This window comes from Bacillus sp. PK6-026 (genome assembly GCF_054161455.1).
The window spans coordinates 1150147-1176592 of the sequence record NZ_CP096418.1; the positions used below are offsets into that span (position 1 = coordinate 1150147).

The 26446-nt window shown below is 40.8% G+C and carries 22 protein-coding genes and 1 pseudogene; 19 read left to right on the plus strand and 4 right to left on the minus strand.

Features of this window, described 5'->3' with window-relative positions:
- The first annotated feature begins 401 nt into the window (after positions 1-401).
- On the plus strand, positions 402-1643 hold the full coding sequence (locus tag M1D59_RS05820; protein ID WP_020450834.1) for an MFS transporter: 1242 nt from the start codon (positions 402-404) through the stop codon (positions 1641-1643).
- Positions 1644-1683: 40 nt separating this feature from the next.
- Here M1D59_RS05820 and M1D59_RS05825 read toward each other — a convergent pair whose 3' ends face one another.
- Positions 1684-3297 (minus strand): PucR family transcriptional regulator, encoded by a 1614-nt coding sequence (locus tag M1D59_RS05825; RefSeq protein WP_020450835.1) that lies wholly within the window; start codon positions 3295-3297, stop codon positions 1684-1686.
- Positions 3298-3900: 603 nt separating this feature from the next.
- Here M1D59_RS05825 and allB point away from each other — a divergent pair.
- The 14 genes and pseudogenes from allB to M1D59_RS05895 all read left to right on the plus strand — a co-directional run.
- A complete protein-coding gene (gene allB / locus M1D59_RS05830; protein ID WP_023856586.1) occupies positions 3901-5265 on the plus strand; it encodes an allantoinase AllB in 1365 nt (454 codons plus the stop codon).
- 590 nt (positions 5266-5855) lie between these two features.
- Complete coding sequence (gene allC / locus M1D59_RS05835; protein ID WP_020450840.1) at positions 5856-7085, plus strand: allantoate deiminase; 1230 nt, start codon at positions 5856-5858, stop codon at positions 7083-7085.
- Between the two features lie 23 nt (positions 7086-7108).
- A complete protein-coding gene (allE, locus tag M1D59_RS05840) occupies positions 7109-7897 on the plus strand; it encodes a (S)-ureidoglycine aminohydrolase (protein WP_020450841.1) in 789 nt (262 codons plus the stop codon).
- A 15-nt stretch (positions 7898-7912) separates the two neighbouring features.
- Positions 7913-8941, plus strand: coding sequence for an ureidoglycolate dehydrogenase (allD, locus tag M1D59_RS05845; RefSeq protein WP_020450842.1), 1029 nt, complete (start codon positions 7913-7915; stop codon positions 8939-8941).
- Positions 8942-8967: 26 nt separating this feature from the next.
- The gene (gene allD / locus M1D59_RS05850; protein ID WP_020450843.1) at positions 8968-10017 is read left to right on the plus strand and encodes an ureidoglycolate dehydrogenase; all 1050 of its coding nucleotides are present in this window, start codon (positions 8968-8970) and stop codon (positions 10015-10017) included.
- A 17-nt stretch (positions 10018-10034) separates the two neighbouring features.
- Complete coding sequence (locus M1D59_RS05855) at positions 10035-11792, plus strand: acyl-CoA synthetase FdrA (RefSeq protein ID WP_214485514.1); 1758 nt, start codon at positions 10035-10037, stop codon at positions 11790-11792.
- Positions 11792-13057, plus strand: coding sequence for a YlbE family protein (locus M1D59_RS05860; protein ID WP_035339038.1), 1266 nt, complete (start codon positions 11792-11794; stop codon positions 13055-13057). Before M1D59_RS05855 ends, M1D59_RS05860 begins: the two co-directional genes overlap by 1 nt.
- Positions 13054-13824, plus strand: coding sequence for an oxamate carbamoyltransferase subunit AllH family protein (locus M1D59_RS05865; RefSeq protein ID WP_224145922.1), 771 nt, complete (start codon positions 13054-13056; stop codon positions 13822-13824). The genes M1D59_RS05860 and M1D59_RS05865 overlap by 4 nt, the downstream gene beginning before the upstream one ends.
- Before the next feature lie 5 nt (positions 13825-13829).
- A complete protein-coding gene (arcC, locus tag M1D59_RS05870) occupies positions 13830-14762 on the plus strand; it encodes a carbamate kinase (RefSeq protein WP_020450847.1) in 933 nt (310 codons plus the stop codon).
- Between the two features lie 165 nt (positions 14763-14927).
- Positions 14928-16181, plus strand: coding sequence for an MFS transporter (locus M1D59_RS05875; protein ID WP_075212921.1), 1254 nt, complete (start codon positions 14928-14930; stop codon positions 16179-16181).
- Between the two features lie 618 nt (positions 16182-16799).
- Positions 16800-17897, plus strand: coding sequence for a Rap family tetratricopeptide repeat protein (locus tag M1D59_RS05880; protein ID WP_025811723.1), 1098 nt, complete (start codon positions 16800-16802; stop codon positions 17895-17897).
- Entirely contained in the window at positions 17897-18013 is a 117-nt protein-coding gene (locus M1D59_RS05885) for a hypothetical protein (protein ID WP_020450851.1), read from the plus strand. Before M1D59_RS05880 ends, M1D59_RS05885 begins: the two co-directional genes overlap by 1 nt.
- 250 nt (positions 18014-18263) lie before the next feature.
- Positions 18264-18758, plus strand: a complete 495-nt coding sequence (locus M1D59_RS05890; RefSeq protein ID WP_026579936.1) for a hypothetical protein — start codon at positions 18264-18266, stop codon at positions 18756-18758.
- 262 nt (positions 18759-19020) lie between these two features.
- Positions 19021-19131, plus strand: a pseudogene (locus tag M1D59_RS05895) (hypothetical protein); the annotation flags it as partial.
- A 24-nt stretch (positions 19132-19155) separates the two neighbouring features.
- Here the strand turns inward: M1D59_RS05895 and M1D59_RS05900 are convergent.
- Entirely contained in the window at positions 19156-20310 is a 1155-nt protein-coding gene (locus M1D59_RS05900) for an AbrB family transcriptional regulator (protein ID WP_026579935.1), read from the minus strand.
- A 209-nt stretch (positions 20311-20519) separates the two neighbouring features.
- Between M1D59_RS05900 and M1D59_RS05905 the strand changes: the two genes are divergently transcribed.
- From M1D59_RS05905 to M1D59_RS05915, 3 genes are read left to right on the plus strand one after another with little or no spacing between them, the layout of a single operon-like run.
- Positions 20520-20753: a spore coat associated protein CotJA gene (locus M1D59_RS05905; protein ID WP_020450858.1), complete on the plus strand. Its 234-nt coding sequence runs from the start codon at positions 20520-20522 to the stop codon at positions 20751-20753.
- A gap of 5 nt (positions 20754-20758) precedes the next feature.
- Positions 20759-21022, plus strand: coding sequence for a spore coat protein CotJB (locus M1D59_RS05910; RefSeq protein WP_020450859.1), 264 nt, complete (start codon positions 20759-20761; stop codon positions 21020-21022).
- A 21-nt stretch (positions 21023-21043) separates the two neighbouring features.
- Positions 21044-21613, plus strand: a complete 570-nt coding sequence (locus tag M1D59_RS05915; protein WP_023856600.1) for a manganese catalase family protein — start codon at positions 21044-21046, stop codon at positions 21611-21613.
- A gap of 44 nt (positions 21614-21657) precedes the next feature.
- On the opposite strand, the gene M1D59_RS05920 is transcribed toward M1D59_RS05915, so the two are convergent.
- Positions 21658-23277, minus strand: a complete 1620-nt coding sequence (locus M1D59_RS05920; protein WP_368679051.1) for an AMP-binding protein — start codon at positions 23275-23277, stop codon at positions 21658-21660.
- Between the two features lie 74 nt (positions 23278-23351).
- Positions 23352-24554 carry an MDR family MFS transporter gene (locus M1D59_RS05925; protein ID WP_035334039.1) on the minus strand — a complete coding sequence of 401 codons (1203 nt, stop codon included), beginning with the start codon at positions 24552-24554 and terminating at the stop codon, positions 23352-23354.
- A gap of 115 nt (positions 24555-24669) precedes the next feature.
- On the opposite strand from M1D59_RS05925, the gene M1D59_RS05930 reads away from it, so the two are divergent.
- Positions 24670-26433, plus strand: a complete 1764-nt coding sequence (locus M1D59_RS05930) for an ABC transporter substrate-binding protein (protein WP_035339024.1) — start codon at positions 24670-24672, stop codon at positions 26431-26433.
- Positions 26434-26446: the final 13 nt, after the last annotated feature.

Here is a 26446-nt window from a genome sequence, read left to right on the forward strand (position 1 = left end):
CGGCATTCGCTATATATATCGGAGAATTTTTGAATTTTCAAAGAGAAAGAAAGCCGGTCTTAAGGGCGCTCGTCGTGCAACTCAGTTCTTGAAATGTTAAGAACGCTGCTATATCAACGTTTGGGGAGCCTTCCTGTTTATTTGGGAAGTGCTTTTTTAATAAATTGTAGGTTTGTTTAAAAAAGAGCCATCTTTTTTACCTGATTGCTTTTATAGAAATGAGAGAGATGGGAAAAATAGGACTAGTTTCTATCGATGAATCTTTCATCGATATTTTTAAGCAGATGCCTTTTGTCTAAAATGTATAATGTTACTTTTGTTTTTGTTGAAAGTGAACAATGTTATTGACTGGCTTATAACCTACAATTTAATTAAATAATAAAAAGGGAGCGTGTCATACCGTGGAAAAAACAAAGAAACATGACCCCGATTATTACAAAAAGATCATTATTGCATTGTGTTTAGGGTGGGTAGCTATTTGGATTTATCGTACAATTCTTACGCCAATATATCCACAGATTCAAGAATCATTAGGACATATTAGTGACACACAAATGGGGTTGGTTGCTTCTATTTATTTCTTTGCCTATACGGGTATGCAAATTCCGTCAGGAGCACTTGTCGATAAATTTGGACAGAAAAAGGTGTTAATTCCTGCATTTATCGTCTTTGCGCTGGCTGCATTTGTAATTGGCACAAGTTCAACTATCATGCAAGTATACATTGGTTCGTTATTGGCTGGTATTTCGACTGGTTCATATTACGGTGCAGCCTTTTCCTTATCAGCCAAACATACGCCAAAAGATAAAAAAAGCTTTTCCAATGCGATAATAAATAGCGGTTCAGCATTAGGAATGGTAATTGGACTAATCGGATCATCGGTTTTAGTAGGCGGTTTTGAAATTCAATGGAATTATATGCTTTTTATAACAGCTATCGTTATCGTAGCTGTAACATTTGTGTTTGTGTTGTTTATTAAACAAGATAAAACATCAGACAAGGAAGTGGCTGAAGAGAAGAAAGACGCCGTACAAAGCACAGAGATTCTAAATGAAAGCTTATTTTCTCCAAGACAATTAGTTGTATATTTTGTGTATTTTGCAACATGCTATGGCTATTATATGATTGTCACTTGGCTGCCATCCTTCCTTGTAGCAGAAAAAGGATTTGCTCAAGGTTCAGTAGGATATGTAGCTGCACTAGTTGCAGTCACTGCAGTGCCTGGTGCTTTGATATTTACTAAATACATAGACAAACATGCACATTTGCGTCTGCGTTTAATTTTATTTCTATTAATTGCTGCGGCAATCACAATTAGTTTGACAGTATTTGCACCAAATCCTGCAGTGCTGTATATTGCATTAATTTTATATGGCTTATTAGGTAAACTTGCGATTGATCCAGTTTTAATAACCTATGTATCTGATTCCGTATCAGGAGATAGAGTGGCCAGAGCATTAACTCTCTTTAACTTCTTTGGAATGAGCTCATCTGTTATTGCACCAACACTTACTGGTTATATTGGTGATGTAACCGGCTCGCAAGTATTAGCATTCTATATTGCAACCATCCTTCTCGCAGCAGCAGCGTTGCTATTTTTCCTTGTGGTTATGTTAAGACAGAATAAAACAGTAGCTAACTAAATAAATAGAAAAGAAAACTTCCGGTGGTTCTACTTTTGATTTACAAAGATATTTTCTCTGAAGCAAATAATGCCAATCGAATGCTCAGGGATGTATCAGGAGATTCTACAGATTGACCTAATATTTCTTCGCATTTTTTAATACGATATTTCACAGTATTACGGTGAATGAAAATATCCTCTGAGGTCTTTGTAAGATCACATTGGTTTGCCATATAGACATTTAACGTAAACCTTAGTTCTTTTTCCTTCGTTGTTTGGGGATAAGCTAATGGACCGAGTGTATAAATGATAAATGGTTTTAATTTATTCGTTGGAATGAGTTGTAATAATTCTTCTACGCTTTTAGATTTATAGGGCTCTACAAATTCTATTTCGCCTTGTTCATATTTATTATCATAAGCCTCATTCGCTTCGAAAAAAGACAGTGGTAATTGTGAAAGCTCGGAGACCTCATTACCAATGCCAAATGAAAGGGAGCTATTAAAAAATAGCTGATACTCTTTTTGGATATATCTGCAGTATTCCAAATAATAATGATGTCTTCTTTGTAAAAGTATCGTAAATCTGCGTTCACCCTGAGACATATATATACTAATGGAAGGGTCAATCCCAGTAAACTTATGCGTTAACCACTCAAAAGTCATCTGATATCGCTCATTTAAGTAGGCGCTATTTTCTACATTCTTTTCTTTGTCTATCCCGCAAATCATCACTTGGTAGAATTTAGAGGGTTGAATGTGATATTTTTTTAAAAGGTCGGTGTGTTGTGTTAGTGAAACAAGGTTATCAGGATGTTCGGACATCAGAGATGTAAAAAAATGGTTCGTATCCTGCTGCTCTGCTTCTTTGATTTTACTATTTTTATAAATTGCGAGACTAAGTGTGTTAACTGCTTGTTCTATTGTTAATAAACTAAACGGATAGTTGAGCAAATTAACATTTGAAATCATTAGATAATACGGAAAATATTTAAATGCAGGAACCTTAAATATAGCATATTCTTCCTGGAAAACACCATTGTGATTTGGTTCGATTTGCTCTGAATTTAAATATCTTCGGAAATAATTGAGGTTTTTTTGAACATGTTCTGAGTGTTGATGAAAGTGATGACTCGCTGACTCAACTTGATGAAAAGAATTTAGCAGCATGACAGGAACCTTTATAAGTCTACTTAAACGTTCAATCATCATGTTCAGGCTTAACCCTTGCATAAGCATAGCATTTAACTCTTGTTGGATATCTAATGCGAAGTGTAATTTTTCTGTTTCTTCATCCAGGATAAATGACGATATATGATGAGTAATGGATCCTAAATTCCAACTTTCCGGAATTTCAATAATTGGGAATTTTAATTTGTTTGCAAATGCAATAACCTCATCATCTAATTTTTTTAAAAATCGGGATAGCTTGATACCTAGACCAGCAACTTGTATATCATTTAACTCACTAATAAGACTGATTAGTCCGGATTGATCATCCTGATAGCTCATTCCTGTTGTGACGATAAGTGAGTGCGGCGTTGTAAAATTTTTAATATCAGGCGTTTCTGTAATATCAACCATTTCTACCACTCGTTCCAAATCGCCCTGCTCATTTAGCAATGTTAAATCTGAAAATTGTAGTACAGATAATATTTCTTTTAATGTTGTCATAAAGGCTGCCTCCTTATCTTTGTTAGAAAAAGATAAAATAAAAATGAAATATGTCAGATGTTACAAGGATAACTTTTCAATCTGATCGTACACTGTTTTTGAAGGTAATTATACGTATAATCCTTTAGTTAAAAATATTAAAGGAGAATCATTAATGCTTGAACATGATTCTTCGTTTTTTGAAAAGTGTGATTATAACAAAGATATCATGCCGAAGATCACTTGAACAAAGAATTTCATCCTCATTTACTTTTTTTAACGTTGGGGGTGGGACTAGTGCATAATATTCAGGATTATATAGCTGTTGGTGATGTTTTATATCACCGTTTCAAGCAACGATATCACTTGTCAGATAGCCTTATGACTTGTTGCAAACGGATACACAGGTTCAAAATATGGCGTCCCGTTTTCATTGATAGTGGGGCGGGGTTGCCATTTATTATTCTTGATCATTAACTTTGCTATCGGTGAAACATTAAATAAGTGCTATCTTAAATCTAATGATTTGCATTTTTTGGTGGTTTGGCTATCCGGGGGATTCATGCTGGCGGTTGCGAAAGGCAGTATTTTATATCCAACCATTAAAAGAGGAGGATGATTTTAATGAATTTTGATTCAATTATCAAAAATGGATTAGTCATTCTGGAAAATGGTGAACAAGAAGTCGAAGTAGGGATTAAAGATGGCAAAATCGCAGCAATCGGTCAGGATTTGGGTAAAAGTGCAAAAATTATCGATGCAAAAGGATCGATTGTATCTCCGGGTATGGTTGATGCACATGTTCATATCACAGAGCCGGGCGGCGGCTATCGTGATGAATGGGAAGGCTATGACACAGGAACACGTGCCGCTGCAAAAGGCGGTGTCACGACGATCATCGAAATGCCATTAAATCAAGTGCCAGCAACGGTAGATGAGGAATCTATTCAAGTAAAATTTAAAGCTGGGAAAGGAAAATTATCTGTAGACGTTGCGAGTTACGGCGGTTTAGTACCATTTAACTTGGATGGGGGTATTCAAGAGTTAGATAACAATGGTGTTGTTGCATATAAATGTTTTTTAGCAACATGTGGTGACCGTTCTATAGAAGGAGATTTCATGAATGTGGATGACTATTCCCTTTACGAAGGTATGAAACAAATTGCGAAGACAGGCAAAATATTATCTATACACGCTGAAAATGCTGCAATTACGGACAAGTTAGGGGAAATAGCATCTAAAAATGGTGAAACCTCCTTACGTGCTTATGTAGATTCTCGACCCGTATTTACTGAAGTAGAACCGATTAGAAAAATAATTCTATTTGCGAAAGAAACGGGATGTCGTGTACACATCGTTCATATAGCTTGTGAAGAGGGCGTAGATGAAATTGTCAAAGCACAACAGGAAGGGGTCGATATTACATGCGAAACATGTACACACTATTTATATTTCTATAAAGAAGAACTGGATCATATCGGACCAGTTGCAAAATGTTCTCCGCCAATTCGTGAACAATCACGCTTAGAAGGCATGTGGAATCGGGTATTAAACGGAGATATTTCATTCGTAACATCAGACCATTCACCATGTACCCCAGACTTAAAAGCTACGGATAATGCATTTGAAGCTTGGGGGGGTATCGCAGGTGTACAAAATAATGTTGACGTATTATTTGATGAGGGTGTGCAAAAACGTAATATGTCATTATCCAAATTTGCAGACATTATTGCTACAAACCCTGCGAAACGTTTTAATCTAATGTCAAAAGGCAGTATTGCAGTAGGGAAAGATGCGGATTTTGTATTTATTAAGAAAGATGCACCTTATGAATTAAAAGCTGAGGACCTAGCATATCGACACAAAATTAGTCCGTATATTGGCCGCAAAATTGGTGCTCAGGTAGTGAAAACAATCCTTCGTGGTGTCGAAATCTATGATAAAGAAAAAGGGATTTCAAATGAAAAAGTAGGAAGATTTATTCCTTGAGTGACGGAATAGCTAGCCCGTCAGGAATTTGAGGCATAGGAAGATGTGAAGGCGACCTGAGATTGTCTTACACTCGCAAATTCAGTGTGTCATCAGCATTTCTTATGGCAGCTAATATAGCTGAAGTGAGCATGGCAAAGTTGACTTCATCACAATCTTTTGCTATTACAGCAGCAGTTGTTAATCAATATGTATCCTGACTCTTGGCATATCATTTATGAAATAGATAAATGACCCTATAAATCAATGTTTTTTATTGATTTATAGGGTCATTTTTTTATTTGCACCTTATTTATTTGATTGGTAAAAGAGAAGTTTCGCTATTTTGAAGCGAGCGATGTGCGATTTTCTTTAGGAGACATTCAATGCAAATTTAATTTGTTATAAAGCGTATTTTTTTATGTAATCGAAAGCCAACAGTTTCTTTTTATATCTGGCATTAGCCCATTATTAAGATACCGTAAATTGATTAAAAGGTGTCTTTGTTAAAAGTGCATAAAATGTTTTTCCATTATTGTTGGTTATGTCAATGAATGGTTGTAAACAGGGCTCTATGATGAAAGTAAATAAAAGAAAGGGGGAGAAAAAGAATGGATATTCAATCAACCTTTGAAACGTTGGATAAGAAATTCACAAGATTTGGCGGTTTAGAAAAAGGGGGAATTACGCGGCTGTTATACTCTCCTGAATGGATTGATGCAGTTCGCGAACTTGAAGCAACATTCAAGGAAGAAGGTTTAGAAGTAAGCTTTGATGATGTTGGGAACTTATCTGGTCGTCTTGTTGGAAGTAAATATTCTGAAGAAACTATTTTAACAGGATCACATATCGACACAGTTGTTGAAGGCGGTCATCTAGATGGACAATTCGGTATCTTATCTGCACTGGTTGCTGTGAAATATTTAAAAGAAAAATATGGTCAACCATTACGAACAATAGAAGTATTATCGCTCGCAGAAGAAGAAGGAAGCCGATTTCCATATACATTTTGGGGAAGTAAAAACTTTTTTAACCTAGCCAAAAAAGAGGATGTTGACACAATAGAAGATGCTGAAGGAATTAAATTCGAAGATGCTATGCACGAATCGGGTTTTGATTACCGTAAAACAGATGATGTTCGTGACGATATTAAAGCATTTATTGAAGTACATATTGAACAAGGGAAAGTATTAGAGACGGAAAATAAAGCGATTGGTGTTGTAACTGGGATTGTCGGTCAAAAACGTTACTCAGTTAACTTGAAAGGTGAAGCAAACCACGCTGGCACAACACCGATGTCATTACGAAGAGATACAGTTGTTGCATATAGTGAGATTGTAACAGACTTAACGAAACGAGCTAGAGAAATTGGGGAGCCTCTTGTATTAACGTTTGGACATGTCACTCCTGTTCCAAACACGGTAAATGTCGTCCCTGGAGAAATTACCTTTTCGATAGACTGTCGTCATATTGATCAACAACTATTAAATGATTTTGCGAGAGAAATTGAAGATAAAGTTAAAGCGGTGGCAGAAGCAAACAGCATGGCTTATGACATTAATTTATGGATGGATGAAGCACCGTCATTGATGGATAAAGAAATCATTCAAATAATTGAACAAGCAGCTAAGGATAATGTGGGGGACAGCTATAAATTGATGCCATCTGGTGCAGGTCATGATGCACAAATTTTTGCGGATTTTGTCCCTACAGCAATGTTGTTTGTACCTTCTATTGGCGGAATCAGCCACAATACCAATGAAGAAACGAAGATAGAAGACCTTGTGAAGGGGATTGAAGTATTGAAAGATGTATTGTTTGAACTAGCTTATAAGGAATAATAATGAAAAGGAGCCAGATACTCATGAGTTACTTAAATCATAATCAAGGATACAGAGAAGGTTTATTAGAAACACGTTCAGTAATAAAAAAGGATAATTATGCGGTAATTACACCCGATGGCTTGGTTAATAATGTTGTACCTGGCTTTGAAGATTGTGATGTAACCATTTTAGGATCCCCGCGTTTAGGTGCAAGGTTTGTAGATTATTTGGTAACAGTTAAAAACAAGGGCGGAAACAAAACCGGTTTTGCCGGTGATGGTATCCAATCATTTGTGTACGTTGAATATGGTAAAATCAACGCTTTTGCGGATGGTAAAAAATACGAATTGGCAAAAGGCGGATTCTTATATGTACCTCCACACTTACAATTGACGTTTGATAATCATAATAATGGTGAGGACAGCCGTTTGTTTTTATACAAAAAGCGTTATCAGCCGCTTAAAGGACATACGCCAGAAATTGTTACAGGTAATGTGAATAACATCAAACAAGAACCCTATGAAGGGATGAAAGAAGTATTAATTCAAGATTTACTGCCAAAAGAAATTGCATATGACATGAACATTCATATTCTTTCATTTAAGCCGGGTGCTTCGCATGGTTACATTGAAACGCACGTTCAAGAACATGGTGCTTATATATTAAGTGGACGAGGTGTTTACAACTTAGACAACGAGTGGATGCCAGTTGACAAAGGTGACTATATTTTTATGGGAGCTTATACGCCGCAAGCAACCTATGCAATTGGTTTAGATGAACCATTCTCGTATATTTATTCAAAGGATGCGAATAGAGATATTAATCTATAAAGAGGGGCAATTTTAATGAGTGAACCATTAGTGTATGTAGAAAGTAATCGTCTCCGGCAGCTAATGAAAGATAAATTAGTGAAAGCAGGCTTACCTGAAGAACATGCGGATAAAACAGCTGACTTACTCATCTTTGCAGATGAACGAGGTGTTCACTCACATGGTGCAGTGAGAATGCAATACTACTCCGAACGTACATTAAAGGGTGGATATAACCTGAACCCCGACTTAAGCTTCGTAAAAACGGGTCCAGCATCAGGGATTTACCATGGAGATAATGCGTTAGGACATTATGTGAGTTATCAAGCAATGAAAAAGGCAATCGAATTAGCAAAAACATCAGGTATCGGTGTTGTCGGTGTAAAAGAAATGGGACACAGTGGTGCGATTGGTTATTATGCACGTCAAGCAGCATTAGAAGGTATGGTGGCATTAACAGTATGTCAATCTGATCCCATGGTTGTGCCATTTGGTGGCACCGAACCGTACTTTGGCACCAACCCAATTGCTTTTAGTGCGCCTCGAAAAGATGGCAGTCCAATACTGTTTGATATGGCAACAACGGTACAAGCCTGGGGGAAAATCTTAGATGCAAGAAGTAAAAACAAATCTATTCCAGACTCATGGGCAGTGGATAAAAATGGAGCACCAACAACAGACCCGTTTAAGGTAAATGCATTATTACCAATGGCTGGGCCTAAAGGATACGGGTTAATGATGATGGTGGATATTTTATCGGGGAGTTTACTCGGCTTGCCATTTGGCAAGCATGTCACTTCCATGTATAAAGATTTATCAGAGTACCGTCGCTTAGGGCAGCTTCATCTCGTGATCAATCCTGAATACTTTGGCGGGAAGGAGCAATTCCTGGAAAAAATATCTCAAATGGTTGAAGAATTACATGATAACCCGCCTGCTGAAGGATTTGACAAAGTGTATTATCCCGGTGAAATTCAAATAGATGTGATGAAACAGTATAAAAAAACAGGTATCCCAGTTACAAAGGAAATTTTAGATTATTTAGAGTCAGACAACATTTACTAATCATGTAATGGAAGGGGGAGAATCAGATGCGAGTATCTAAACAGGAGCTGTTTCATTTAATCAAACAGAAGCTAATCAAAGCTGGATTAAATGAAGGAGCCGCACACGATGTTTCAGATGTATTGACATTCGCCGATCATAGAGGGATCCATTCCCATGGAGCAGTACGTGTGGAATACTATGCCGAACGAATCGCAAAAGGCGGTATTACAGCAAACCCAAACTACACATTTGAACAAACAGGACCTGCATCCGCTGTCTTTAGCGGAGATAATGGTCCAGGTCACCAAGCAGCAAAACAAGCGATGGAAAAAGCAATCGAAATGGCAAAAAATTCAGGTGTGGCTGTTGTAGGCATGAAGAATATTTCGCATAGTGGTGCATTGGGTTACTTTGTTGAAATGGCAGCAGAACAGGACATGGTTGCTTTAAGTATGTGCCAATCAGATCCAATGGTCGTACCGTTTGGAGGAACAGAACCATACTTTGGCACCAATCCGATTGCTTATAGTGTACCATCGGCTGATGAACGCATAATCACATTTGATATGGCGACAACTGTTCAGGCATGGGGAAAAGTATTGGATGCCAGAAGTAAAAATGAATCGATCCCGGAAACATGGGCAGTAGATGCAGCCGGTGCACCAACAACGAATGCAAGAGATGTTCATGCACTTGTGCCAATTGCTGGTCCAAAAGGTTATGGATTGATGATGATGGTGGATATTTTATCGGGCAGTCTTCTTGGAGTACCTCATGGCGTCCATGTATCCTCCATGTATCAAGATCTGACAAAAGGCCGCGATTTAGGGCAAATTCATATTGTTATCAATCCCGCATACTTCACAGATTTAACTGCTTTTAAACAACAGATTTCGACGATGCTCGATGAATTAAAAGCACAACCGGCAGCTGAAGGCTATGGAGAAATTTATTATCCGGGTGAGCGCGGTAAATTAAGAAGTGCCAAATATGATAAAGAAGGAATTGAAATTGTAGACGATATTTATAACTACCTCGTTTCAGGCGATGTTCATTACAATCGCTATCATGGAAAGAATAGATTTGCAGAATAACAAAATGGAGGATCATTATGTTATACACAATTATAAAAGAAAACACCTATCAAGATTCTATCGTGTTAATGCTTTTATCAAACAAGTTATCTGCAATAGATGGTGTAAACAAAGTATCGATCATGATGGGAACACCAGCTAACAAAGATATTTTTAAATCTTCGGGTTTAGGCACAGATGAATTGGAAAAAGCAAATCCAAATGACATTGTTATCGTTATAGATACAAATCAAGAAGAAAAAGTAGCGGCAGTGAAAGAAGAAGTAGAAGCAGCTTTAAAAGGTGATGCCGCTTCACAAGACACATCTAAAGGCCAAGAAGCACATAACTGGAAGCGCGCAATGGAACTTGCGAACAACCCTAATTTGGCATTGATCTCCATTCCTGGTCAGTATGCAGCAATGGAAGCGGAAAATGCATTGAATGAAGGGTTACATGTATTTGTATTCAGCGACAATGTATCTAAAGAAGATGAGGTTAAGTTGAAACAAAAGGCGCATGAAAAAGGATTATTAGTAATGGGACCAGACTGCGGGACCGGAATTATCCATGGCGTGCCACTTGCATTTACAAATATCGTGAATGAAGGAGATATTGGCGTTGTGGGTGCATCAGGTACAGGGATTCAGGAAGTGACAAGCATCATTGACCGTTATGGTAAAGGTGTAACAAACGCAATTGGTACAGGTGGTCGGGATTTATCGACAGAGGTTGGTGCTATCACGGTTTTAGATAGTATCAAAGCATTGAACCAAGATCCAAAAGTAAAAGTGATTACAGTAATTTCCAAACCACCTGCAGAGGAAGTGCAGCAAAAAGTATTAAACGTATTAAGAAATATTGAAAAACCGGTTGTTACGTTATTTTTAGGAGATCAACCAACTTATCAGGAAGAAAATATTTATCATGCGTATACACTTGAAGAAGCAGCGGTTGTATCTGTTCAATTATCCAATGGTGACAAACCGAATTTTAAACCGACATTGGCTGAAGATGTAAATGTGTCGTTAAAAGATTCACAAGTTGGTATTAAAGGTTATTACTCAGGTGGTACTTTGGCATCTGAAGCAGCTATGTTATTGAAAGAGGCATTTAAAGAGGAAGTACTTGAAGAGAAGAAAGAAGCCTATATCCTAAAAACAAAACATCATGAAATTATTGACTTAGGCGATGATATGTATACCCAAGGGAAGCCGCACCCGATGATTGATCCTGAAAAGCGTATCGAAATGCTTGAAACATCGGGAAACGATCCTGAAACAGCAGTCATCATGATTGATAACGTTATTGGCTATGGCAGTCATGATGATATGGCAAGTGAATTAGCACCAGCCATTAAACGTATGTTAGCCAATGCACATCAGGGAGGCCGCGAACTTGCAGTTCTTGTAACAGTTGTAGGTACAACTAAAGATCCTCAAGGTTATGAAAAGCAAATTGAAACCTTAAAAGAAAGTGGTGCAATCATTTGTGAGACAAACGACCAAATGGTTCGTACCGCGATTAAACTGGCAGGAGGAAAAGTGGAACAGCCAGTCCTTGATATACAAAAATTTGAACATACCCAAGAAGACTTAACAGTAGACGAAAAAATTGTGTCCTTAATTAATAAGAAGCCAAGTGTCATCAATATTGGGCTGAAAAGTTTTACAGCAGCTGTTCAGAACAGCGGATCAGAGTGTGTTCAATTTAACTGGCGTCCAATTGCTGGCGGTGATGAAAAGTTAATGAAAGTACTTCAATTTCTAAACTACTATGAAGGAGAGACAATCTAATGGGGTACAAAACAATAAATGAAGCGAACGAAGCTGTTATCCAGAAGATCATAGCAGCTGAACCATTCTTAACGGATGTTGTACCTGCCAAGTCTGTGATTCCTGAATTGGAAGATTACGTGTTATTACATGCCGGGCCTCCAATTAAATATGAAAATATGACAGATCCTATGCAAGGCTCTTGTGTTGGAGCGATTCTTTTTGAAGGATGGGCAGAAGATGAAGAGGGAGCGCGTGAACTGCTTGAAAACAATAAGATTACATTTATTCCATGTCATCATGTGAATGCAGTTGGACCAATGGGAGGCATTACATCACCTAATATGCCGGTTCTTGTTGTGGTGAACAAAGAGAGCGGCAACGAGGCGTACTGTCAAATGAACGAAGGCATCGGTGCAGTATTACGCTTCGGTGCTTATCATGAGCAGGTAATCAATCGCCTGCACTGGATGAAAGATGTGTTGGGTCCGGTGTTAAGTAAGGCATTAAGAAAAATTGATGGAGGCTTAAACGTTAATGTATTGATGGCTAAAGCTATTGCAATGGGGGATGAATTTCACCAGCGCAATATTGCAGCGTCATTGGTGTTTTTAAAAGAAGTTGCTCCAGTAATTGCAGCATTAGATGATGTTGAAAACGAACAAAGAACAGAAGTGATCCAATTTTTAGCTGATACAGACCAATTTTTCTTAAACATTGCCATGGCAACAGGAAAAGCAATGATGGATGCAGCGCGTACAATCAAACATGGTACAGTCGTTACCGCAATGTGCCGAAACGGTGAAAACTTTGGCATCCGTATTGCAGGTATGGGAGATGAGTGGTTTACAGCACCTGTTCATACACCACAAGGGTTATATTTTACCGGCTACTCAGCGGAAGATGCAAACACAGATATCGGAGATTCAGCGATTACAGAAACAATCGGTGTTGGCGGTGTAGCAATGATTGCTGCCCCTGCAGTAACACGTTTTGTTGGAACAGGCGGATTTAATGATGCGCTTGAAACAAGCAATCAAATGGCTGAGATCTGTGTTGGAGAAAATCCGAACTTTGTGATTCCGACGTGGGACTTCAAAGGTGCGTGTTTAGGTATTGATGCACGTAAAGTTGTTGAAACAGGCATCACGCCGGTAATCAACACAGGCATTGCACATAAAATTGCCGGATATGGGCAAATTGGTGCTGGTACAGTTCATCCTCCAATCGAATGTTTTGAGAAAGCAATCACAGCATATGCTGAAAAACTGGGTTTTCAAGAATGATTTTACAGGCAAGTGCGATTGGTTCAATCGCACTTCAGCTATTAATTGAGGGAAAAACATTTACTGTGCACAGCATTTTTGAAAAAGGTATAAATATTGTTGATCAGAATGATGAATTGATATTTATCGGCACAAATGAAAATGGGACCTTTCCATTTGGAATTTTGCTTGGTTCACAAACGAAGCAAACATTAAAAGCAGGTCTTGAGGTGGGAGATTCATTACACGTTCGCAATAACCATCTTTCCCACAACTGCATTAAACTCAATTTTAATGCGAAAATACTTCCGTTATATACGGATTTTAAACATGCAAACATCAATAAATTAAAAAAAAACATGAAACAGATTTCATTTAAATCGTATGAATCTACTGATTTTGAATCAGTTCATGTGTCGGACTTGATAAATAAATTACACGATCCAACTGAAAATTTGGAAGAGGAGTTTCGTTACTTTATCGGACGAGGCCAAGGTTTAACCCCAACAGGTGACGATATACTGGTCGGTATATTATATGGACATTTCATCAACTCTTTTATCGCACAAAAACACCTCGAAACATTGGGGAATCTCATTAGAAAACCCTTAACAACCCTTGTTAGCACGCGCTTTTTAACTTGTGCTATAGAAGGTTTATTTAGTTCGAAAATTACAAGATTACAACATGATCCATCTTTGAAAAGTATGAAAAGCCTTATAAAAGTAGGTTCTTCTTCTGGGATGGATACTTTATACGGAATTTATATGGCTTTAACAAAGGAGTGAAAGAAATGGGGAAAAGAGTAGTACTGGCACTAGGAGGTAATGCAATTTTACAGCCAAAACAAGAAGCAACTTATGCCAATCAACTCAAAAATGTAATCTCTGCAACACGTCATATGATTGAAATCAAAGAAGCAGGACATAAAATTGTGATTACACATGGCAATGGTCCGCAAGTGGGGAATATTATTGCTCAAAACGAAGCTGCCAAAAATGTCGTTGAACCACTGCCAATCTATGCTTGTAATGCAGAATCACAGGGATTCATTGGTTATATGCTGGAAAAAGCTTTGAAAAACCATATGAAAGAACGGGGCATTGCTGCGAATGTAGCTACATTTCTAACCATGGTCGAAGTGGACAAGGATGACAAAGCATTTGAAAAACCAACGAAACCAATAGGAGTATTTTATTCAGAGGAAGAGGCGAAGCAATTAGAAGAGAAAGGGTTTACGATGTCAGAAGATGCAGGGCGAGGCTACAGACGAGTTGTGCCTTCCCCGGAACCGAAAGTGATCCATGGAATAGAAGAGATTCGGCGTTTAATTGATGAAACGATTGTTATCTCCTCTGGCGGCGGAGGTATACCTGTATATCGTGATGAGAGCGGTCTATTACACGGTCTTGAAGCAGTTATAGACAAAGATCGTTCAGGATTAAAGCTTGCACAACAAGTAAATGCTGACGTTTTCATGATGTTGACAGACGTACCAAATGTATTTATCAATTTTGGCAAAGAAAATGAGCAAAAACTAAGCCGAATTACAGTAGAAGAAGCTGAACAATATGTGGCAGAAGGGCAATTTCCTGCTGGCAGTATGCTGCCAAAGATCCAAGCGGCTATAGAATTTGCAAAGTCAGGTAAAGAGGCAATGATTTGTTCATTGGATCAAGCGGTAGCTGCGCTAGATGGAAAAGCGGGGACACGCATAACAAAATAAGACAATCCGTGTTGTTCATAAGGAGGATAAAAAGCCAAAATTCCTCCTTTTTTCAGATATGACCACAGACAGATTTCGAAAAGATACAATCTATGAAGTCTAAATCGAAAGTCAAAGGAGGAGTAGAAAATAATGGATCATTTAAAAGTTGAAGGAGGAAGTTTGATGACAAAAGAGACGGGATCAGTTGAAGGTAAAGGAAAACAACCACTGATTCCCTATTGGGTTAAAGTTGTTATCGTGTTTTTCTTCGGTTGGGTAGCTCTTTATGCAACGCGAACAATATTAAACCCGATTATGGGGGATATTGAATCAGCGTTTTCATTAAGCAAGGCACAACTTGGCTTAATTATGAGTATATTTTTCATCGGTTATGCAGGTATGAACGTTCCTGCAGGAATATTAGGAGATAAAATTGGAAAAAAGCGAGTGTTGGTTCCGGGTGTTATTCTATTTGGATCGCTAGCAGCAGTTACAGGAATGATGCCTACATTTTTTCTATTTATCTCTGCATGGCTTATGGTTGGTATGGCTCAGGGGGTATATTATGGGCCGCAATATGGAATATCATCCGAAATGATCCCGAAGAACCGTTTAACATTAGGTAGTGCTGTAATTAATGCAGGGATGGCTTTCGGTACTTCAATTGGCTATTATATCTCCAGTTATGTTGTAGGAGAATGGGGATTCGGATGGAGAATTCCATTTTTTATCATCGGAGTGCCGGTTGTACTTATCGGTATTGCAATGGCAATTGTAATTAAAGACAAACCCAAAAATGATAAAGAGGTTAAAGGCACCGCTGAACCGTTTAAGTTTTCATCTTTATTTAATAGAAACTTAATTTTGGCTTATATTATTATTTTCTGCTCTATTTACGGATTCTTTATGATTATTACTTGGTTGCCATACTATTTAGAAACAGCACGCGGTTTAACCGGAGGAAATATCGCCTTTGTTGCATCACTTGTTCCGTGGGCCGCGATTCCAGGTTCATTATTTTTTAGTTGGCTGTCAGATAAGCTAGGCCGGCGTAAACCAGTATTGCTCATGATGTTACCGTTTGGTATTTTATCAACAGCTGCAATTGTTTACTTTGATAGCTTACCAATTCTGTATATGACACTAATTGTGTATGGAATTGTAGGGAAAATTAGCGTTAATCCCGTTTTAATTGCGGTTGTAGCTAATAATGCACCAAAGCAATCATTAAGTACAGCATTTGGATTCTACAACTTTGTTGGAATGTTAGGTTCCATTTTAGCTCCGTATATTACAGGCTGGCTTACAGACGCTACAGGAAGTATGAATATAGGATTTTATTTTGCAGCAGCTCTGTTAGTCATCGCATTGATTGCAACATATTTAATAGATGAAAGTAATTTGCCCTCTGTTGATAAAGCAGCTAAAAATCATTAGTCAGTAAAAGCTTATGACTTCTTCACTGTAATTGTGATTCAAGCAGCATAACAAAGGCGACAGCCAGACTGATAGATGCAAATAATAAACAATTCGGGATCGCGGTGTAAAAATTGGGCTGCGTCTGCAAAACAGCATGGGCTAAAATGACGCTGGACAAAGCAGCGCGCTCAGGCTTGGAGGCAAATGCATATGTGAAAAGAAACACAGACGGGAAAGAACTAAGCCGGCAGCTCAGCTGGAGGAAACGGAAAAGTGCTCCCGGGTCAGACATCCTGTTATAAACCAATGGTTTATGTTCTACGTGTTCTTCATATACTATGAGGAAATATTATCATTCATCAAGCGAAACCCTCGCTTATGCCTAGATAAGTTCGTATTTATATTAAAGCAATGAAAGCACCCTTTCAGCAAGGGTGCTTTTTGCTGTCTTATCAGTCCCGGTTTCTCATCTCTTGAAGAGTCATTTGGCCTAATAAAGGAGCGGAAATAGCGGGGGATTCAAAAAAACTGTGCAAAATGAACTATTACTATTAATTTATATAAGGGGAAAAATATAGTATGATAAGAAATGAATAAAATACAAAAAAATTGAATATCGGCAGAAAGGAGCTCCATATGAACAAAATCGCCGCGGAAGAAGTCGCCAACATGCTCAATACATGGTACCGCGCCATTAGAAGAAGCGATGCTGAACAGTCGATCAGGCTGTTTGAACAAATCAAACCGCTGCTGGCAGACATGGAGGAAGATCAGGAAGTTTTGATCTACTATTCCCTGCTGGAACTGCGGCATAAAATTATGCTCTACGATTCGAGAGGCAAAAAGATAGAGCAGCACGACGTATCGGCCGGCGACAGTGCTGCATCACATATGACATCCTATTACTACTACCTGTTTTCAGGAGCTTATGAAGTGTATAAAAAAAATTATGAGCAGGCAATCAGCTTCTATAAAATTGCCGAGAAGAAGCTTGCTCATGTACATGATGAAATTGAAGTTGCCCAATTTCACGATAAAGTCGGAAAGCTCTACTATTACTTGGGCCAGAATATCGTCTCTTTAAACCATACCCGGCAGGCGATGGAAATTTTCAAAGGACATGGCGACCATGACATGAACCTTGTCTCAACTTATATTACAATGGCCGGAAATTATACTGAGATGGGGAAATATACAGAGGCGGAAGAATATTTAACAGAAGCAATCCATACTGTCAGAAAAGCCGGCGACCATTTTAAAGAAATGCAGCTCCTTCATAATTTTGCCTTGCTTTATGCGGCGATGGACAAATCGGACAAGAGCATTCAATTTTTGGACATCGTTTTGAATGATCATGCATATGCTGCATCGGATTATTATTTCAATGTCGTGTTTTTAATGATCAAAGAGCTGTTTAAAACCGGAGACTATGAACGCGCCGCAGCCTTTTACAAAGAAGGGAAGGAAAGGTCGCAATCTGCGGCGAATGAAATATTTGACGCTAAAATCGATCTTTTATATGCGGCTTATGCTGGATGTGGTGAACAGGCGGTTAAAGACTGCAAAGACAACATAGAAATCCTCTTTCAAGCAAAGCAATACGACAGTGCCAGAGAACTATCTCTCTTAACGGCCAATGTTTACAGATCAAAGTCTCTTTATAAAGAGGCCGCACATTTCTTTTTGGAAGCGATTAAAGCGGAAGAAAAAATGAAAAAAGTGGAGGGAATGTGATGAAAAAACTGTTCATTGTTGCTGCGATTGCTGCCGTCGTATGTTCGGGATGGTTTGCGGCAGAAACTCATTCGCCATCCGGCGACATGCAGATTGCTGAAAAGATGGTCGGTTAAAACGAATACTCGGAACAAATATTGAATATCCGCTCCTCCAGCAACGGGGCGGATTTTTCTTCGGATAAAGGTAAAGGATTGGAGGATATGAACAACACATAAGCTCTAAAATATTTAAAATTATGGCATGATAAACGCGGCTATGGCCTTGAATACATCTTCACCACTACTTATGGTGATTGAACTTGGGTCAAATTTTATAACAAAATTGTATATTTAAATTACAACAAAAAGAGAGGAATAGTCATAAATGGGTGAAAAAAATAAAGGAAAAAACTACTCTATTGAGGATCATATTTTTTCAATTTTGGTTGTTCTTCTTATGTGTGTATTTCTTATTTCTTCCCCTTTTCTGATATTCTTCGGAGTCTTTAAATTGGTGGCTTTGGCACCAGATGTGTCAATCAATACAAAAGGTACTTTTGATTCTGTGATCGTTTTATTTAAGTTTTTTGTTCTCACTGTGGTAGTTGTAGGGATTGTAGACGTAGTCTTTTCTCAGATTTTATTGAAAAAAAGGAGATTTCTCAATTTTATTATTGAAGCTTTGTTGATGTTTTGTGTTTTTTATCTATATGTATTGATTTATTCAATGAATTCTCAGGAGATTGTTATACGGAATCATGGTGTATTCTTAGTATCTTTATTTTTGTTTATTTTGTATTTGCTAATAAATGTAGCATATATCGTTTCACGACGGCTATATAAGGCAACTATGAAAAACATACAGAAAAAAAACAACTAATAGAGCAGGCTGCTGTCTGCTCTATTAAAATTTCAATTGCCAATAGTTCCATGTCTTATTTTGAATCCATAAATTGAATAGACTATTAATCCAATTAATAATTTTTTCCTTTGGGTTTGGTGGGTTTGAGGCTATGTCAAGGATGTTAGAATCTAAGTTAATCTATGTGTTCAACCTCTGATGTTTTGGGAAGTAATGTCTGATGAGGCAAGGATTCAGATAAGCAGCTTCAGGAACAGCAGCCGCATCTAGAGAAGTCCTAGCTGCATTGCTTGATCCGCATACAGCTGCGGAATTATCGATGGATGATATTGTAAGTATGTGCGATGAATTGATCGAAGCACACGGCGACTGGCTGCCGGAATTTGAATGAAAAAATAAAGCCCGAGCGAAGGGATCAGCCTTCAGCTCGGACTTTTTTCATGCGGGGGTGTGAATATTTTTCCGACTTTTGCTGAAGCAATCGGAAGAATGGAGGAAGCATCGCGATCACGAGCACCACCCGCAACACTTGGACGGCGACGACGAACGTAGAGTCGGCGTGAAGCGTGACAGATGTTGTCGCCATTTCCGCGATTCCCCCCGGAGCAAACGCCAATATGGCCGTTGTCAGGGAAATGCCTGCCGCTTTAGCGGTGACGGCGGCGCTTAAAATCATCGCAATGATCAGTCCGACGGAGCTGGCAAGTGCGACGATCAGCGTTTTTCTGACGCCGATAAACATTTCTTTGCTGATTTTTGAACCGATCGTCGCGCCGAGACAAATTTGCGACAGCACTGAAAAGCCGTGGGGCCACCAGGCTGTTGCGCTGAGCCCGGTCATTGAAGCGCCTGCGATTTGCAGAACGGCCGCACCGGTCATGCTTCCGAGCAGCCATGGCGCCGGAAACCGCAGTGCTTTCATCGCTTTGCATACCCCGAATCCGCCCAGCACGATCAGCGCAGTCCATGCGATATGAGGCGCTTCAAAAGCCGATGTTCCCGCGGCGATCACTTGGCTGCCGGCAGTATGGGCGTCAGGCTGCTTCGCATTTATGAAAAAAACGAAAAAAGGAATGGTCATGACGACCAGAAGCACACGTATCATCTGCACGAGACTGACGATTGCCGTGTTCGCTCCCACTTCCTGAGCGATGCCCGGCATCGCGGAAAGCCCGCCGGGGGCCGTTCCCACAAAACTCGTCAGCATATCGGTCTTGCTGAACCTCCATAAGACAAAGCCCGACAGCATGGCGAACACGACGGAAAGGAGGAGCATGACGCCGACAATCAGCCAATTTTCCTTAAAAATCGAAATCACGGACATATTGATTTTCTGGCCGAGCTCAATTCCCAATAGCATTTGGCCGAACTGAAGCCAGCCATGATGGATGCCGTTTTGTCTGACAGCAGCCTTTAACGGTGACGGGCGAAACAGCGACAGACAAGCGGCTGCTGTCATTGTGCCGACCATCCAGCCGATCGTCATGCCGGTCAAAGAGAGAAGAAATCCCCCAAAACTGCTGATTAATATCAATAATATATCCCGAAGGAAATCTCTTTTTTCCCTCAAATGAAAAACCTTCTTCCTGATTACTGCAATCATTTTGTTCACTAAGTAAAGTAATTCTATATATCACTATATAATAATTTTAGTGATTGGTAAAATACGAATTTATTTAAAAGATTAATAAGAAAAACTGATCGTTCATTTTTGAACATAACAGATGGAACATATGAATACATTAAATTAGATTCGATCACAAATAGAGGTGAACCGATATGAAACATTCCAAGGAATCATTCACCAAAGTCAAATCGTATCGTCCGTTTCACAGCGCTTTTGATCCGTGTCCTCCGATCGGTAAAAGATATTACAGAACCCCTCCAAATCTATATCTAGGTTTTCAGCCCCGCGGCCTTCCGCAGTTTTCCCCGATGGAGGCGCTGCAAAAAGGGACGCTTTGGCCCGTATTTTACGATCATTATGAAAATCCGTATGAAGATGGGAGGTAAGGGGGGTGACGAACTCTTTACCGCAAGACTATTATCAAAGGCTCCATGAAATTCAGGCCGTCGATTTTGTCATCGTTGAGCTGATGCTTTACCTTGATACACATCCCGATGATACCGACGCCATCAGACAATACAACCAGTATGCCGGATATTCAAGAAAACTGAAAGCGAAGTTTGAATCAAAATACGGCCCTTTGACGCAAGGGAGCCCGGATCAGACGGAATCCTATTGGAGCTGGAAAAAAAGTCCCTGGCCGTGGCAAGTTTAATAGAGGAAGGGAGTCAGGTTCATGTGGCTTTATGAGAAAAAACTGCAGTATCCTGTTAGGGTGAGAGAATGCAATCCGAGACTTGCCAAATTTTTGATTGAGCAATACGGCGGAGCGGACGGCGAATTGGCTGCGGCGCTTCGCTATTTGAACCAGCGCTACAGCATTCCTGACAAAGTCGTCGGACTGCTGACGGACATCGGTACGGAAGAGTTTGCTCACCTTGAAATGATTGCGACGATGGTATATAAATTAACAAAAGACGCGACACCCGAACAGATGAAGGAAGCCGGGCTCGGCGATCATTACGCAGACCATGACAAAGCCCTGTTTTACCATAACGCTGCCGGCGTTCCGTTCACCGCTACATACATCCAGGCAAAAGGCGATCCGATTGCCGATTTATATGAAGATATAGCGGCTGAAGAAAAAGCGAGGGCTACGTATCAATGGCTGATTGACATGTCGGATGATCCGGATTTAAATGACGGGCTGGCATTTTTACGGGAAAGGGAAATCGTTCATTCACAGCGCTTCCGCGAAGCTGTCGAAATTTTGAAGGAAGAGCGCGACAGTAAAAAAGTATTTTAAACAGCAAAAAGCCGAAAATACGATTGGTATTTTCGGCTTTTTGTTTACTGCACAGGGCTCGCAAGCAGCTCTTCTGCGCGGTCGCGAAGCACATACTTTTGGACTTTTCCGGAAGCGGTCAGCGGGTATTCGTCGATCAGAAATACGTACTCCGGAATTTTGTAATATGAAAGCTGTCCTTTGCAAAAATCTCTGACATCTTCAAGCGTCAGCTTTTTGCCCGGTTTGCATTTAATAAAGGCCGCCGTTTTTTCCCCGTATTTTTCATCAGGAACGCCGACAACCTGTACATCGACAATATCCTCATGTTCATAAAGGAATTCCTCTATTTCACGCGGGTATATGTTTTCACCGCCGCGGACGATCATATCTTTTAAGCGGCCGGTAATCCTCACGTATCCGTCCCGGTCCATTTCGGCCAAATCGCCGGTATGGAGCCAGCCGTCTTCATCAATGACCTTTTTGGTGGCTTCGTCCATTTTATAGTATCCCTTCATGACGAGGTATCCTCTTGTGCACAGTTCGCCTTGCTCGTCCGGTGCGAGCGTTTCCCCCGTGTCAGGATCCACAATTTTCATTTCTACATGCGGATGCACTTTACCGACGGTTTCAACGCGGCGTTCGATCGTGTCGGTGACCGTTGTCTGCGTAATCACGGGTGAAGACTCCGTTTGTCCGTATGCGATTGTGATATCCGTCATATTCATTTGCTTCATCACTTTTTTCATCACTTCTTTAGGACACGGGGAGCCTGCCATGATCCCGGTCCGCAATGAAGATAGGTCATAGTTTGCAAAATCGGGGTGGGTGAGCTCGGCGATAAACATTGTCGGCACACCCTGCAGTCCTGTACATCGCTCTTTTTCGACCGTTTGCAGGACGATGTCCGGTTTGAATTCGATGATCGGCAGCATGGCCGCGCCTGACGCGACACAGGCAAGCGTGCTTAGCACACAGCCGAAGCAGTGAAACAGAGGAACCGGAATGCACAGCCTGTCTTCGCTCGTCAGCCCCATTCTGTCGGCAACGATCGCCGCATTATTGACGATATTGTAGTGAGTCAGCATCACACCTTTTGGAAAGCCTGTTGTTCCCGACGTATACTGCATATTGATCACATCATCGTGTGTGAGTGATTGCTCTCTTTCGAAAAGGTCGGCATCAGAGACCGTTTCGCCCAGTTTGGCGATGTCGGCAAAAGCCGTCATATGTTCAGGGACTTTATTCTTGCCAAGGTAGACGAGATTTTTCAGCTTCGGCAGCTTTTCCGGATTTTTCATGATCTCGTCGACCATATCGATATAGGATGTCCCTTTGTATCCGTCCATTAGAAAGAGGGTGGTGGAATCGGAATGTTCCAATAAGTACTCAAGTTCTCTCGCCTGATAGCTTGTATTGACGGTGACGAGCACAGCGCCGATTCTTGCCGTCGCAAACTGGAGCAGAAGCCATTCCGGTATATTGGATGCCCAGATGGCGACATGCTCTCCTTTTTGAATGCCGAGCGCGAGCAGCCCTTTTGCAATTTTAGAGGTTTCTTCAACAAGCTCCTGATACGAATATCTTAAATCGAGCTCAGAATATACAACCGCTTCATGATTCGGAAACCGGCCGGCGGTTGATTTTAAAAGCCCGCCGATCGTTTGTTTTTTTAATGTAATCATAATGCCTCCTTGCCTCCCGAATAAAAACTGTTTCTATTATAGCACTTTGTTCTAGTACCAGGTACTATAAAGAATTAGTTTTTTCTTAGCCGGGAAGATAATGTTAATACTGTTCGGTATTGTGCAATTCCGCCGGCAGCCACGATTCCTGCAATAGCAAGAAATAGCGCTGCCCCGCCGAACTTGATGAACATCATCCCGCCTAAAAAAGGACCGATTGTCCGGGAAATATCCCAATGCAGGCCGAAAAATGCAAAATATCTGCCCCGCATATGATCGGGAGCAAGGCGCGAGACAAAGGTTTGCATGTGATTCAGCAGCATGCTTTCTGCCGCCGTAAATAAAACGGCAGTCGAGAGCAGCCAAAAGATCGATGATGAAAAAGCGAAACCAATCGCTGCCACAGCGTAGCATACATATGATATGGAAACGACCGTTTGGATGTTCAGTCCTTCCGTCCATTTGACAAGCGGAATTTGCATCGTAATGCTAAGAAGGGCGCGGCACACTGTATAAACAGTCAAGATGAATAGGAAATCTTCAAAAAGAGTTTCGAGATAAAGGCGGTAGTTTGACTCCAGTTGAGCATAGAACAGGCTGACGGGGACCGACAAGAACATCAAGGACAGAACCGGACGGTGCTGAAAAAATACCTTTTTTGCGGAAAGAAGTTTTTCCCTCTCCAAAATCTCCTTTTGCCTTTTTGACCGCCATACCTCGGGCATTTTAAAATAAACAGCAAGCCAATAGAGAAAAAACGCACATGCCTGAAAGCCGAACATCAGGCTTGGCTGATAGGAATAGACTGCAAGTCCGGCGGCCGGACCGACCGCTGCGCCCAACCCTTCAATGGCATGAAGGACAGCGAACGCTTCAGAGCGACGCCCGCTTTCGGTGCTGTCCGCTATCTGGGCCCGCTGCGCAGGGATGTACAAAGCTCCCCCGATGCCGTTCAGCACATAAAAAAAAGCGAACAGCCAAATGTGATCTGCCATCATAAAACCGGCGGCAGAAACAGTCTGAAAGGCGAGCGCCGTCAGGATCACCTTCCGTCTTCCGATCCGATCCGTCAGTCCTCCTGCGGCAAGCGTCACCGCGACCTCGGTCAGCGGTCTTGCTCCGATGACGAGCATCACCGGCAATATGCCAGTTCCAAGCACATCATACAGATAAAAAAGGAGGAAAGGGGCCAGCATGGCTCCCGTTATTCCGGTCAGGAACTCTCCGAAGAAGCAAATCAGCACGGGAGAACCGTACCTTTGTTTTAAACAGTTCATTTCATATCCTCCTTCAACATAGCAGTGCAATTAGTGTAAAATGGAAAATCATCAGTAAAAAGGACAGAAAACCAGGGGAGAAATTTCCCCTTTTATAAAGCGGGGGATAACGGAGATGAAATCGATCGAACATTACATGGAACTTACCGCGGGAATTAAATGCGAAAGCGAAGGGGAGGCAGAAGAGATTTCAGTCAGTGAAATCGCGGATATTCTGTATTGCACACCGAGGAACGCAAAACTGATTTTAGCGAAACTTGAAGGTTTGCAGTGGATTGCTTGGAAAAGGGGAAGGGGGAGAGGAAACAAATCAGAAATCCGCTTTTTAAAAGAACCTTGTGAACTGCTGCTTGAAACGGCGAAAAATGATACGAAAGAAGGTAAAATCGACCGGGCGAGACACCTTCTCGAAGCATATCAGCATTCGTGTCCGGACGCATTGCCGTCATATAAAGAGTGGCTTGAGCGCGTTTTCGGCTTTCAGACCGAATCGGAGGGCAGCAAGCAAAAAGATGTGCTGAGGCTCATGACCGCGATGGAGCCAGAGCATTTTAAGCGTCTTGATCCGTGCCGTATTTATCTGCGTTCAGAGAGCCATGTCGTTAAGCAGGTATGTGATACATTGATCCGTTTTAATGAAAAGGAAGGAGGTTTTATGCCGCATCTTGCCCACCACTGGGAATGTGACGCCGACCAAAAAACGTGGACGTTCTATTTGAGGAAAGGGATCTATTTCCATGATGGCACAACATTGACAGCTGAGGATGTTAAATACTCGTTTGAGCGTTTTATGCTGGATGATGAAAATAAATGCAAATGGCTCGCAGAGGATATCGGAAATGTTGCGGTCAGGGATGAATATAGTTTTGATATTTGTTTAAAGGCAAAAAACTCGCTGTTTTTGCATCATCTTTGCGATGAAAGGCTGTCTATTTTAAACCGCCATCAGAATGACGGACTGTTGATCGGGACGGGTCCTTTCAGACTTGTCCGCCGGGATGACCGGATTCTCGCGCTTGAAGCGCATGAGCGATATTTTCAAGGGCGGGCTTTTTTAGACCGGATCGAACTATGGTATATGGATGGCAATTTTTCTCTTGTCGACTACGGTTTTTATATGGAAAAAGAAGAACAAAGTCAGGTTTTCGATGAATGGCACGAGGAAAGGAATGTTCAGTACATCTCGGTGAATGCAAACAAATCGGGGCCTCTCAAGCATAAGGCGTTCAGGAAGGCTTTGCGGCAAATCATTTCCCCTTCACATATGGTCAGTGAATTAGCCGGACAACGGACGGCTCCGGCGGGAGGCTTTCTAAACCGGGATCTTCCGCCTGAATCCGGGGACGACGACATCGGCAAGCTGCTTATGGAAGGCCATTACAAAGGCGATCCGCTTCGGCTTTATACGTTTTCCGAACCGGATCACCGGGAGGATGCGTCATGGATCCAAAAGAGGTGCAGGCGGTACGGCATCGCACTAGAGGTTTGTTATATGAAAGCGGATGAGCTCATGAAGGAAGAAGTGATCGCAAAAGCCGATTTGATTCACGACAGTGCGACATTCGGACGTTCGGAAGAAATGAGCTGGCTGCACCTCCTTTTAACGGAAAACAGCTTTTTACACGTCCATATGCCGGGGGAATGGCAGAGGAAGTCCGCCTTGATGAGGGATCAGCTTCGTTTCATTGATGAGCATTCCAAGCGGATCAGCCTTCTGTGTGAGGCGGACCGCGCCTTGGCAGAAGAGGTTTACACGATTCCGCTATATCAAAACAATATTCGCGTTAAAGCGGGGGAAGCCATTCAAGGCATTGTGCTTAACGAAGAAGGATGGATTGATTTTTACGGCATCTGGTACAAAAAAGAGGCTCTTCTGTAAGAGCCCCTCCATT